This is a genomic window from Limosilactobacillus alvi, assembly GCF_016900115.1.
Lineage (GTDB): Bacteria > Bacillota > Bacilli > Lactobacillales > Lactobacillaceae > Limosilactobacillus > Limosilactobacillus alvi.
This window is the reverse complement of the sequence record NZ_JACJJQ010000022.1, coordinates 1-12,379: the sequence shown is the minus strand read 5'-3', so window position 1 is coordinate 12,379 and position 12,379 is coordinate 1. Positions and strand designations below refer to the sequence as shown.

Below are 12,379 nucleotides of genomic sequence, written 5' to 3'. Positions count from 1 at the left end.
ATTCTTAGCCCCGCCTCAAACATGGGAAAACCTTTTTACTTCCACCAATCATCACTTGGTGTAACTGGAAGATGACGTTTATGGCCGGTACGTTGATACCAAGCTTCAATCTTTTCGGCCACTGCTTGGTCAACTAACTTTCCTTCCAAATAGTCATCAATATTTTGGTAAGTTACCCCCAAGGCCTGTTCATCGGGTAAAGCGGGACGATCTTCTTCCAAATCAGCCGTTGGGGTCTTTTCGTACAGATGAGCAGGAGCATTTAACCTTTCAAGCAATGCTCGACCTTGTCGCTTATCCAAACCAGTCAAGGGAGTTAAGTCAGCCCCACCATCCCCAAACTTAGTATAAAAACCAGTTACTGCTTCTGCAGCGTGATCAGTTCCAACAACCGCACCGTGATGAGCACTCGCAATGGCATACTGGACAATCATCCGTTCCCGGGCCTTAATGTTACCCTTGTTAAAATCAGAAATTGTCTCACCAGCGGTTGCTAACGCCGTCATCATCGCGTCAGTCGCTGGTTTAATATTTACGCGATCTGTTTGATCAGGACGGATAAAATCATTAATTGCACTCATGGCGTCCGCTTCATCCGCTTGCTCACCATATGGTAACCGGACGGCGATGAAACGATAATTACTATCCCCCGTTTTCTCTCGCAAGCCCTCCACCGCGAGTTGCGAAAGCCGTCCTGCTAACGATGAATCTTGACCACCGGAAATTCCCAAGATCAAAGTTTTCATACCGGTTTTTAACAAATAATCTTGAATAAACTTAACTCGTTGATCAATTTCAGTTTGTGGATCAATTTGAGGCTTTACTCCCAAAGTAGCAATAATTTCACTTTGTTTAGTCATTTTTGCTTTCCTTCCCAAGCTTGTCTACATAATCGTGAATTCTGGCAATCAAAGCCATCTTATTGTCATAACATTTTTGTGAAAGATCAACCGGGTAAACTTCTGGATTTAAATCCCGTTTATATTCTTCCCACAGCCGGTCTAGCCGTTCTTTATGAGCATGCTTAATCTCATCCAAACTTGGTTCATCATAAACTAATTCACCATTCACAAAAATATTTTGTAAGAGTGGTCGGGCAACGAAGTCCTTAACCGTCTTATGCAAGAAGGTAAATTGAGGATCAAACATGTATAAGGAATCCAGTTGTCGTGGATCCTCATCGAACAATGTCACATAATCCCCTTCACTCTTTCCATCACTCCGGTCAGTAATCCGCCAAACTTGGTGCTTACCAGGAGTTGAAACCTTCGTGATATTATTTGAAAGTTTCATTGTATCAACCATTTCACCATTTTCATTTTCAACAGAAACTAGTTTATAAACTGCCCCAAGGGTTGGTTGATCATAAGAAGTAATTAATTTGGTTCCAATTCCCCAAGCATCAATTTTAGCCCCTTGCATCTTGAGATTTTGGATGGTTTTTTCATCTAAATCATTTGAAGCATAGATCTTAGCGTTTGGGAAGCCAGCATCATCAAGCATTTGCCGAATTTTCTTTGAAAGGTACGCCATGTCACCGCTATCAATCCGAACCCCTTGGAAGTTAATCCGGTCACCAAATTCCTTGGCAACTCGGATTGCCGTTGGGACCCCACTTTTAAGGGTATCAAAGGTATCAACTAGGAAGACGCAATCCCGGTGCGTTTCAGCATAAGCTTTGAAAGCCTGGTATTCATCCCGGTATGTTTGAACTAAAGCGTGCGCATGAGTTCCCGAAATTGGAATGCCAAAGAGTTTTCCAGCCCGTACATTACTAGTTGCGTCAAAGCCCCCGATATAAGCTGCCCGGGTTCCCCAGAGGGCAGCATCAAATTCTTGCGCTCGTCGGGTCCCAAATTCCATAATTAGTTGATCACCGACCACTGACTTAATTCGGGAAGCCTTTGTTGCAATCATAATTTGAAAATTAATAATATTTAAGATTGCCGTTTCAACTAAAGTCGTCTCAAGTAAATTTCCTTCGACCTGAACAATTGGTTCGTGATTAAAGACTAATTCCCCTTCAACCACACTGCGGACGTTTCCTTGGAACTTAAAATTAGCCAAATAATCTAAAAAGTCCTGATCAAACATCCCCGTTGACCTGAGATAAGCAATATCACTTGGCGTGAAGTGAAGTTGCTTTAAATACTCAATAATCCGGCTTAGTCCGGCAAAGACAGCATAGCCATTCTTAAATGGCATCTTGCGGAAAAATGCTTCAAAAACCGCTTTTCGGTCGCCGATCCCCTGTTGCCAATATGTCTGCATCATCGTCAGTTCATAAGCATCCGTATGCAAGGTTAAACTGTCATCGGGATTTAAGTATTTCATAATTTAAAAAGCTCCCTTTTTATTTTTCCAGGATAAATTCAAAGCGGTTTCCAACATACTGTGAGTGAACATATTCAAATGGTCGCCCATCTTGCAAGTAAGAAACTTGATTCATTCGTAGTAATGCATCACCCCGGCGAATCCCAAGGTATTCAGCAATTCGCTCCGTTGCGCTAATTGCTGAAACCGCTTGGGTCGCATGACCTGGGTAGAGATGGGCCTTATCGGCCAAAGTTTTAAAGAAAGAAGTCGTAATTTCTTCCTTAGTAAAACCCTCAATTAGGTTTGCCGGGACCGTGGCTGCTTCATAGCAAATTGGAACATCATTACCATAACGAATTCGCTCCATCCGCAGGACCCGTTCATTTGGCTTTAATTGTAAAGTTTCGGTTTCGTTTTGAGAAGGAAAAGTCAAATGATAAGAAATCGTCTTACTAGATGGTTCTTTCCCTAACGTATGCATCAATTCTGTAAAACTCGTTACCCCCGCCATCTTCTCTTGTACTTTACGGTTGGCAACGTAAGTTCCGGCTCCCACGCGTCGTTCAAGGATTCCATCGTCAACTAAAGTTTGAATTGCTTGGCGCAAAGTCATTCGACTAACCCCAAATTGAGCAGCTAGTTCTCGTTCTGCTGGAATCTTTTCACCAATTTGCCATTTTCCCGCTTCGATATTTTCCCGTAATTCATTATGAATTTGAATATATACCGGTGATCCCATTTTGTCCGCTCCTCTCGTCTCTACATCCATGTATTACGTAATATTTTAACACTTCAACAATTGGGCTACCAATTTTTTTGGTTGGACAAAATTATTTAAAAGTTATGAGAAAATTACCTTTACTTTGAGAGCAAAAAAGCGGGTGGAAAGAAAATTGCATTTCCCCACCCACTCTGAATTTTACATAAAATTATGGTCAAGTAGCACGACCGCGCTCCTGAGCTTACTGCTTTTGCTTTTTCGCCAAATCAATTGTGCGATCAACAATAATTGACTGGGAATCAGCAACCGGATACTCAGTTTCAGGATTCATCTCTTCGGCATAAGAAAGTTCCGTGCATCCAAGCACCACAATGTCGGCTCCCATATCTTCCACCATTGTTTGAACTAAATGATGATACTTCTGACCGTCTGAATGACCAGCAATCTTAATATCATCGTAGATTAACGATTCAGTTTCATCAATTATTGCTTGAGTTGGTCTAATAACCTCATACCCCGCCTTTTCAAGGTAACCATCGTATAAGCCTGATTCAATTGTGCCCGGGGTTGCCAGTAAACCAACCTTCTTTGCGGACGGCTTGATCCGGGAAATTTCCTTTACCGTCTCATCAATCATATTTAAGATTGGAATTTCAGTGGCTGCTTGTAATTCATCAAAGAAATAGTGCGCTGTGTTACAAATTAAAACAAAAAAGTCAGGCTTTAACAGACTTTGTTGCTTAATATCTTCGATCAGTGCTGGCCGAGGATCAGCCTTGGTGTGATCAAGAATCCAAGTCGTCCGATCCGGAACGGTCGCATGGTTAACAACAATGTAATCATAATAATCTTGATCGGAATGAGTTGGCGTCCGTTGATCCAAAATCCGAACATAACTCTCAGTGGCCAACGTTCCCATTCCGCCTAAAACTGTGAAAAAATGTTTCATTCTATTACCCCATTCCATAAAGAATCACTTGCTAATAATAACACATTTTTATTTTGGTAGCCGATAACTTACCGGGTCAAAAGTTACTAATTGTCTTAACCAACTGAGAGTCGCTTCATCAGGGGCCTGGTTAATTGGAAAAGTAAATGGTGCGAATAGTGCTTGAATTGTCGCCCACTTTAGTTGACCATCTTGTTCCAATTGGCTAACTAATTGCTGGGCTAGTTGCTGGCTTTGATGACTTTGCTGTCCCTTTAACAAGGTTAAAGTAGCAACTTGATGAGCAAATTGAAGCGCCAAAAGATGGTTCAATTCACTTAAGTTTGGAAGATGTTTTAAATATACCCGGTTAGCCAACGGAATTGCTGGAACTTCACGTTTTAAAAACTTTGCCATCATTGGCCAAGTCAAACTTACTTGGGCCCAAAATTGCCATGGTACCCGACTACTTGCGTTTACAATGACCGACTGCAAAGCTTGACCAACTTCCCCGTTCGCTAAAATTCCTGGCGTTAACTCCTGTAAGAAACGCTGGTTGGTCTCCCGAAATTCCTTTGGTAAAGAATGCTTTGTTGTTAAAGCGTACCGCACCAAAAGAAAATCAGCTGCTTGTTCGCTATCAATTACCCGACTTTGGCTCTGCCTTTTACTCTTAAAATTATCCCGTTGGTGAACCAGTTTGCTTGCTTTTGCATATTGCCCTTGTTTTACCATCTTAATTTCCCCTTTGATGCAAAAAAGCCGCCACCGAAGTGACGACTTTAACAGTTGGGCTAGCTGGATTCGAACCAGCGCATGACGGTACCAAAAACCGTTGCCTTACCGCTTGGCTATAGCCCAATAATAAAATGGAGGAGAGTGGATTCGAACCACCGAACCCGAAGGAACGGTTTTACAGACCGTCGCGTTTAACCAGACTTCGCTACTCCTCCAAGAGGTTAACCGTTTCAATTAAACAATCAACGTATATTATAATACACAATTTAACTGCTAATTGCAAGTATTAATTTTAAACTTTTTGGAGAATTTTGTTAATTAAATAAAAAAATCGCCACCAAAGTGACGACTTTAACAGTTGGGCTAGCTGGATTCGAACCAGCGCATGACGGTACCAAAAACCGTTGCCTTACCGCTTGGCTATAGCCCAATAATGAGATGGAGGAGAGTGGATTCGAACCACCGAACCCGAAGGAACGGTTTTACAGACCGTCGCGTTTAACCAGACTTCGCTACTCCTCCGGAAATCAATTGCTTCCTCTGAACAATCAACGAATATTATATTACACAAACTACCGGTTGATTGCAAGACCTAATTGTAAAAAAATTAAAGTTCCCAAACAATTAATCGTTTCTCCCACTGAGCCATAAAAGTTGGCATTTGCCATTCACGATAGCGCCGTTTTACCCCAACAGCTGCATTATAATAATTTGCTCCACCAACTTTCAGCACTGGTGGTTGACCATGGAGGTGCCCAAAAACAACTCGTTTCACGATCGCTGAAGTAGCTAGCTTTTCGCCAAATCGTTGGCTCCCTAACATCGCCCAAAGCATATTCCAAAATTCAATTTGACGAGCGCGGTTAAACTGAGATGGCATTGGTGGTACTAACTCGACTGTTGGAACAAAATGAGTTAATAAAATCACCTTTTTCTTGTCTTGACTTGCTGCTTGGAGTTGTTCATCAAGATCATTTATTTGGCGCGCTAAGCGAGCTTGATCCGTTTCTCGTTGGGGGATCCCCCCATCGATCCAGTAAACTCTTTTCCAATGAGCCACCTTCACTTGGTCAACCTGGTAGGGTGAAAACGTATAGTCATACCATCCATTAATACCAATCAAACGCCAGTTAGTTTGTGGAACATCAAAGTAAGAATTATGGAAATACAGCGGATCCGCTAACTTTTCAAGCGATTCTTCTCTAATTCCACTAATTAAATCGTGGTTCCCTGCTAAATAACGAATTTTTATAAGTCCCCCTACCCGCTGTTGGAGTTCGTGAACGTAAGCTTGTGTTCTTTGAAAATTATTAAAGAGATCACCTAAATGATAATATTGATCAATTCGGTGACTTACTAACCAATCAGCCTGTTGATTAACCGCCCAATGAGGGTCAATTTGATTTACATCAAGATGGTTATCACTACTAATCGCAATCCGCATAATCATTTTCCCTCATAACTTGTCAAAATCAGTTTACCATCTAAAAATTCCCCCAAAAACACCTGACTAACCGACTCAAAGCCCCCTTCATCAAGCTGTTTTTTTAGCCAAGGATGATCATGGTGGATCAACTCTAAGACATCTTCATTAACTTGTCCATCACTAATCAATGGAAAGCGAATGTTTTGATCATCATTTTCAATTACCGTTAACTGGCCATTTTGTTCAAATAGACAGTTTTTAATCTTTGAAACTGAGAAAACCCCTTGCATCCGCAATCTGAACATTAAATCATTAGCTGATATTCCAGCCTGCATACAATTTTCCACAATTACTTGGCCGTTTTTTACAACCTGAACTGGACGCCCATCAATTAACCGTTTAACTTTACGATTATGATCCCGCAAAAATTTGATAATAAAAACCACTAGGGTCCAAAGAATTAAAACTATTAGAAATTGCAAAATACTAATTGCCGGATTATAAATTACTCCCCCAACAATTCCCCCAAGAACATAGTTTTGCAGTTGGTCCAGAGCAGTTGTTGGCGCTAAATTACTCTTGCCAAAGAGATTAATTTGGACAATCAACGTTAATAACCCGAGCCCAAATTTAACAAACAATTGCCAATAATCTAATTGCATTAATCTTTCACCTCAACTTGGTGGTTAATTACGTGAACTTTTTTCAAAGTATAAGTTTTATTGTCACTGCTAAAAGTAACTTGATAATTTTCCTTTTGTGGTCTTACCCTGACGATCATGCCATTTACGATAGTCGTCGAATTAACTAAAATTTGATTAGGCTTAACTCCTTCATCTAAGGCTACTGACCGAATGAAAGGTATCATTTGCGTGGTGCGCGCCACTTGATCGTTTAGCGTCATAAATTTTTCTCCTTCGATCCCCGTCAACAATAACAAGCAAAGCAGGGCAATAATTCCTAAGTCACGATATCTTGTTTTCATCCGATTCTTAAGGTAACCAACCATAAAGCCAACCACCGCTAAAAAAGCGAAAAGAATTAAAATTGTTAATACTAATTGTTGGTTCTGTTGATTGGTTTCAAGATAATGAAAAGTGTAAAAATCCATCCAACGCTCCATTTTCAAATTTAAAACTGCTTACTAAAAAAGAGGAAGGGTTTCCCCATCCTCTTCATTATTCAATATTGAATTTTATTAGTCAATTCCGCCCATCAGGTTGTGAATCTTCTTAACCATGAAGAACATGATCACCCCGAAGACTACACTAACGGTCCCAATAATTAAGAAGTATGGGATTTCTGTTGCGGATGAGTAGTATTTAACAATTTGAGCATTGACGGCTTGACCAGCAGAGTCAGCCAAGAACCACATACTCATCATTTGGGATTGGAAAGCCTTCGGTGCTAACTTAGTCGTCACTGAAAGTCCAATTGGTGAAATTAACATTTCGGCAATTTCAACAATGAACCAGGAACCAACTAACCAAAATGGACTAACTCGACCAGCGGTTGTTCCATGAATAATTCCCGGTAAGGCCATCCACATGTAAGAAAGCCCGGCAATAACCATCCCAGCCGCAAACTTCCCTGGCGCACTTGGTTGATGTTTCCACTTTGACCATAGCCAAACGAAGAATGGGGTTAAGATCATGATGAACAAGGGATTCAAAGTCTGGAAGTTAGCCGCTGCAAAATGCCAACCCCCAATGTGTAAGACCGTCCGTTGTTCCGCAAATAGTGCTAAGACAACCGAGCCAGATTCTTCAATTCCCCAGAAAATTGCGGCTGCAATAAATAGTGGAATATAAGCAATTACCCGGGAACGTTCAACCTTCGTAACTTTCTTAGAGTTTAACATCATAATAAAGTAAATGATTGGTAAAGCAATCGCAATGATCGTAATGATGTTAATAACGTTGGTGATGTTTAATTGGCCCATCGCTGCAAGTAGCCCTAAGACAACAGCTAAAACAATTACTCCAACAATCGTCCAAGTTATAATTGGCTTTAGACCTTCCCGATCAATTGGGTCATTTGGATAAAGACTGTCCTTTGAAAGGTACTTTTTACCATCAAGCCAGTATTGGATCAAACCAAAGAACATCCCAATGGCAGCCAAGGAGAAGCCGGCATGGAAATTCATCGTCGAACCGAATAAGTGGAAGCCAAAACCATTAGCAGCCCACGGAACCGCCCATGGAGCAACTGCCGCCCCTAAGTTAATCCCAAAGACGAACATACTGAATCCGGCATCCCGGCGTTTATCACCTTCATCATAAAGGCTCCCAACCATATCAGAGACGTTTGGCTTCAAGAGCCCCGTCCCAGCAACGATTAAGGCAATCGAAGCATAAAGAGCTGGTAAACCAAATGGTAGGGAAAGGGCAATGTGTCCAAACATGATTAAAACCCCACCAATGAAGACCGTCTTTCGAGCACCCCAGACCCGATCAGAAAGCCAACCACCAACAACCCCTGATAGATAAACAAGGGAACCGTAAATTGACATGATCGAAGCTGCAGTAGCCTGATCCATGCCAAGACCACCTTGGCTTACAGCATAGTACATATAGAAGAGTAAGATGGCCCGCATCCCGTAGTAACTAAACCGTTCCCACATTTCGGTGAAAAACAGCGTCGATAGTCCCCGGGGTTGACCGAAGAATGATGCATCCATCGATTTTTGTTTCTCCATTAATTTTCCTCCAAATTGGATATATTCATTGCTTTTAATGAAAGAGATGAGAAATATTGTGTTAAAGTCATCATCGTTTTTTAATAAAAGTGTAATTAATTATACTCTCAGAAATAGAAATCGTCAAATTTAAAAAACGTTTTACGCCTTGATATCATTAGGATCAATCATCCTATTTTGTTTCAAAATTTATTTATACTTCTCATTATGAACTGAAAATTTCTCATTCCTTTGTTTCATAAAGTCAGTTTAAATATTAGATTTAATTTTATAAGTCGACTGGCATAAAATAATTAAAAAATGCTGAAAGACAATCTTCTCTTCTCGGTTTTCCTTATCTTACAGAACCGGTTAAAAAATTTCTTACCATCTCACTTTTTAAATTTTGCTTGTAATTTGAAACGTTGTAACTTACCGCTTGCATTCCGGGGTAATTGCTTTACCCCATATATCTCTTTTGGAACTTTATAGTGGGCTAATTGTTCCCTTCCAAATCGAATCAAACCTTCAGGATCAACGTTACCAACAACGAAAGCGACTGGTGTTTGACCCCAGATTGAATCTGGTTTACCAACTACTGCAACTTCTTCAACCCCAGGGTACTGTTGTAAGACGGCTTCAACTTCTTGGGGAAAGATATTTTCACCCCCAGAAATGATCATTTCGTCTTTCCGGCCCGCAATAAAAAGAAAGCCTGCTTCATTTAGATGACCAACATCCCCAGTAAGGAACCACCCATCCTTAAACTTCGTTGCAAACTTTTGCGGTTGATTTAAATAGCCCGGCGTTAGCGCTGGCGTTTTAATCGCAATTTCATTAGTTTTTGGCATAATCTTAAGTTGCGTCGTAAATAATGGTTTCCCGACAGAGCCAATTTGTTCTTCAGCATCTTTAGCACTTAAAGCAATTACTTGCGAACAAGTTTCTGTCATCCCATAACATTGGACAACTTGTAACTTGGCATTTTGGCAAGCCTTTAGTGTTGCAAGATCAATCGTCCCCCCACCAAGGAGAATCAACCGAAAATGATTATTATAGGTTCGTTTACTCTGCCGCCGTTGGGCTAACATTCTTTTTAACATGTAGGGCACCGCTGAAATTATTGTAACTGGTTCAGTTACCAAAACATTTTCAACGGCTTGTGGCTCAAAATGCGTCATTAAACGCACTGTCATCCCATAAACTAAACCACGCATTAAAATCGAAAAGCCACTAATATGAAATAATGGGGTAACACATAACCACTCTTCATTTTCTACCAAACCGAGATTAAGGCTAGACGCAATTGCTGAAGTATAATGGTTACCAAAGGTTTGTAGGACTCCTTTGGGACGCCCCGTAGTCCCTGACGTATACATAATACTTGCCACTTTATCAAAATTAAATTCAGCAATTAAATTTGCTTTAGCTGAAGGACGTTTTAAAACATTTGTAAATGATTGGTAACGGTGGTCAAAATCTTCGCGCATTAAAACGTCATCCACGATCACCAAGTCTAAATCACTATCATCAACTTGCAACCTTAATTCTTGTGTTGATAAGCGCCAGTTTAACCATACAATTGTTTTTCCAATTGATATTAGAGCAAGCGCCAACCGGTAACCTTGGATGTTATTTCTCGTCATCAAGCCAACTCGCTCTTGTGCAGTTAAATTTACCAAATGACTAGCATCAACCTTAATTTTTTCGAGAAGAGTTGCGAAATCATAACTTATTTGACCATCGCTTACGGCAATTCGATGCGGATTTAACTCGGCCTGTTTGATTAACCAATTTTGTGTTTTCATTATTTTTATGGGAAAGTTGGAAATTGACCAAAGTCAGGCTTCCGTTTTTCATTAAAGGCATCCCTGCCCTCTTTACCTTCATCAGTAGTGTAGAACAACATTGTGGCATCGCCACCCAATTGTTGCAGACCGGCCAAACCGTCAGTATCAGCGTTCATTGCGGCTTTAATTAACCGAATGGCAGTTGGAGACTTTTGTAAGATTTCGTTAGCCCATTCCAAAGTTGCATTTTCTACTTGATCAAGCGGAACAACCCGATTAATCCAATTCATTTGAAGAGCTTCTTCAGCTGTGTAGAAGTGATTTAAGAACCAGACTTCCTTAGCCCGTTTGTGGCCAATTACCCGCGCTAAATAACCTGAACCATATCCAGCATCAAATGACCCAACCTTTGGGCCAGTTTGACCAAATTTTGCGTTATCAGCAGCGACTGTTAGATCACACACAAGCTGGAGGATATTACCGCCCCCAACTGACCAACCCTTAACCATCGCAATTACCGGCTTTGGTATAATACGAATAAGGTGTTGGAGATCCAATACATTTAAGCGTGCAATATGGTCGGGACCAACATAGCCCCCGTTTCCTCGTACTGATTGGTCACCGCCAGATGAAAAGGCCTTATCTCCAGCTCCAGTTAAGATAATTACTCCAATTGAACGGTCATCCCGACAAATCGTAAATGCTTCAATCATTTCAGCAACCGTCACCGGTGTGAATGCATTTAATTTTTCTGGCCGATTCATCGTAATCTTGGCAATTTTACCAGCTCGCTCGAAGATAATTTCTGAAAAATCCTTTACCTTTTCCCACTTTACGTCTGCCATTTTTAAACTCCTTTCAAAGTGAGGTCCTAAAATTGAATTTACTTGAAAACCTAGGAATTGAAATTCAAAAGCTCTCAAAAACAAATACTATCGTATCACTTCCAGTCACTAAAAAGATACTCCAACCACTCGGATTTGTACATGGCGGCATCAATGCTGTTCTTGCTGAAACCGCCGCTTCCCTTGGGGCCAATGAAAATCTTGCAAGTAATCAAATTGCTGTTGGTGTTGATATCACCACTCACCATCTTGGCGCCGTCACTAATGGAACGTTAATTGCAACCGCCATACCAATTCACATTGGAAAACATCTCCAAACTTGGGAAGTAAAAATCAGGAATAACCACCAAATTACAAGTATTAGTACCGTAACCCTCAGCGCCATTAACAAATCCTAACAAGCCCCTTCAATTTTAACCCTTTACAAAATAAAAAATTTGCTTTACAGTCAAATTATGAGGTATACCTAAAAATGGAAAGAAGATCCAATGATGACAATAGCAACAAATATTATCCGACTTATTTGGTGGCTAATCGTTTTAGGACTAACGTTTAGCAGTAAGATGACAATTGCGATGGAAATGATGTCAATCGGAATGTGCCTTGAAGTTGTTTTGTGCTTTCTTCCAAGAAAAAATAAGCGGTGAATCATGACCCGTGCATTAATTACGTGGCGAACTCCCTATACTGAAGACATTAAATCTCAGTTAGGGGGTTCGCTTTTTATAAAAATAACTGGCAGGAGTAGTTTTCAATTAAAAAAAGTTCTGAAACAAAATGAAGAGCGTTTAGAAATTGGTCGACAACCTTAACGGATGGTTATGACTAAATTTGCCAGTAATCATCTTTTATACATAAAATGGGTCTACAATATTTGGTACTGATAGGAGTAAAATCCTAGCAGTACCAATTTTTTTGATTTAGGGGATTTTATGTAT

12 protein-coding genes and 4 tRNA genes are annotated in these 12,379 nt (G+C 40.5%); 1 reads left to right on the top strand and 15 read right to left on the bottom strand.

Translation table 11 applies throughout. The features are described 5' to 3' along the window. Positions 1 to 35: 35 nt before the first annotated feature. The 15 genes from nadE to menB all read right to left on the bottom strand — a co-directional run bounded on the left by nadE (position 36) and on the right by menB (position 11,441). On the bottom strand, positions 36 to 860 hold the full coding sequence (gene nadE / locus H5993_RS05685) for an NAD(+) synthase (protein WP_204776578.1): 825 nt from the start codon (positions 858 to 860) through the stop codon (positions 36 to 38). Continuing rightward, a complete protein-coding gene (locus H5993_RS05680) occupies positions 853 to 2,334 on the bottom strand; it encodes a nicotinate phosphoribosyltransferase (RefSeq protein ID WP_204776577.1) in 1,482 nt (493 codons plus the stop codon). Before H5993_RS05680 ends, nadE begins: the two co-directional genes overlap by 8 nt. 19 nt (positions 2,335 to 2,353) lie before the next feature. Continuing rightward, positions 2,354 to 3,055: a GntR family transcriptional regulator gene (locus tag H5993_RS05675; protein ID WP_204776576.1), complete on the bottom strand. Its 702-nt coding sequence runs from the start codon at positions 3,053 to 3,055 to the stop codon at positions 2,354 to 2,356. A gap of 223 nt (positions 3,056 to 3,278) precedes the next feature. After that, the gene (locus H5993_RS05670) at positions 3,279 to 3,986 is read right to left on the bottom strand and encodes an aspartate/glutamate racemase family protein (protein ID WP_204776575.1); all 708 of its coding nucleotides are present in this window, start codon (positions 3,984 to 3,986) and stop codon (positions 3,279 to 3,281) included. Between the two features lie 48 nt (positions 3,987 to 4,034). Further along, positions 4,035 to 4,700, bottom strand: a complete 666-nt coding sequence (locus H5993_RS05665; RefSeq protein WP_204776573.1) for a hypothetical protein — start codon at positions 4,698 to 4,700, stop codon at positions 4,035 to 4,037. Positions 4,701 to 4,754: 54 nt separating this feature from the next. Next, a tRNA-Gln gene (locus tag H5993_RS05660) sits at positions 4,755 to 4,826 on the bottom strand. Positions 4,827 to 4,835: 9 nt separating this feature from the next. Continuing rightward, positions 4,836 to 4,918 (bottom strand) — tRNA-Tyr (locus H5993_RS05655). Positions 4,919 to 5,061: 143 nt separating this feature from the next. Next, a tRNA-Gln gene (locus H5993_RS05650) sits at positions 5,062 to 5,133 on the bottom strand. A gap of 9 nt (positions 5,134 to 5,142) precedes the next feature. Next, positions 5,143 to 5,225: transfer RNA gene (locus tag H5993_RS05645), tRNA-Tyr, on the bottom strand. Between the two features lie 85 nt (positions 5,226 to 5,310). Further along, positions 5,311 to 6,147, bottom strand: a complete 837-nt coding sequence (locus H5993_RS05640; protein WP_204776572.1) for a metallophosphoesterase — start codon at positions 6,145 to 6,147, stop codon at positions 5,311 to 5,313. A gap of 2 nt (positions 6,148 to 6,149) precedes the next feature. Next, a complete protein-coding gene (locus H5993_RS05635) occupies positions 6,150 to 6,791 on the bottom strand; it encodes a DUF421 domain-containing protein (RefSeq protein ID WP_204776571.1) in 642 nt (213 codons plus the stop codon). Then, on the bottom strand, positions 6,791 to 7,240 hold the full coding sequence (locus tag H5993_RS05630) for a DUF3290 domain-containing protein (protein ID WP_204776570.1): 450 nt from the start codon (positions 7,238 to 7,240) through the stop codon (positions 6,791 to 6,793). Before H5993_RS05630 ends, H5993_RS05635 begins: the two co-directional genes overlap by 1 nt. 87 nt (positions 7,241 to 7,327) lie before the next feature. Beyond that, positions 7,328 to 8,827 carry a peptide MFS transporter gene (locus H5993_RS05625; protein ID WP_204776569.1) on the bottom strand — a complete coding sequence of 500 codons (1,500 nt, stop codon included), beginning with the start codon at positions 8,825 to 8,827 and terminating at the stop codon, positions 7,328 to 7,330. A 371-nt stretch (positions 8,828 to 9,198) separates the two neighbouring features. Continuing rightward, entirely contained in the window at positions 9,199 to 10,614 is a 1,416-nt protein-coding gene (locus tag H5993_RS05620; protein WP_204776568.1) for an o-succinylbenzoate--CoA ligase, read from the bottom strand. Between the two features lie 5 nt (positions 10,615 to 10,619). Beyond that, on the bottom strand, positions 10,620 to 11,441 hold the full coding sequence (gene menB, locus H5993_RS05615; protein ID WP_180871468.1) for a 1,4-dihydroxy-2-naphthoyl-CoA synthase: 822 nt from the start codon (positions 11,439 to 11,441) through the stop codon (positions 10,620 to 10,622). 32 nt (positions 11,442 to 11,473) lie between these two features. Here menB and H5993_RS05610 point away from each other — a divergent pair, with 32 nt between their 5' ends. Beyond that, positions 11,474 to 11,839 carry a PaaI family thioesterase gene (locus tag H5993_RS05610; protein WP_204776567.1) on the top strand — a complete coding sequence of 122 codons (366 nt, stop codon included), beginning with the start codon at positions 11,474 to 11,476 and terminating at the stop codon, positions 11,837 to 11,839. Positions 11,840 to 12,379: the final 540 nt, after the last annotated feature.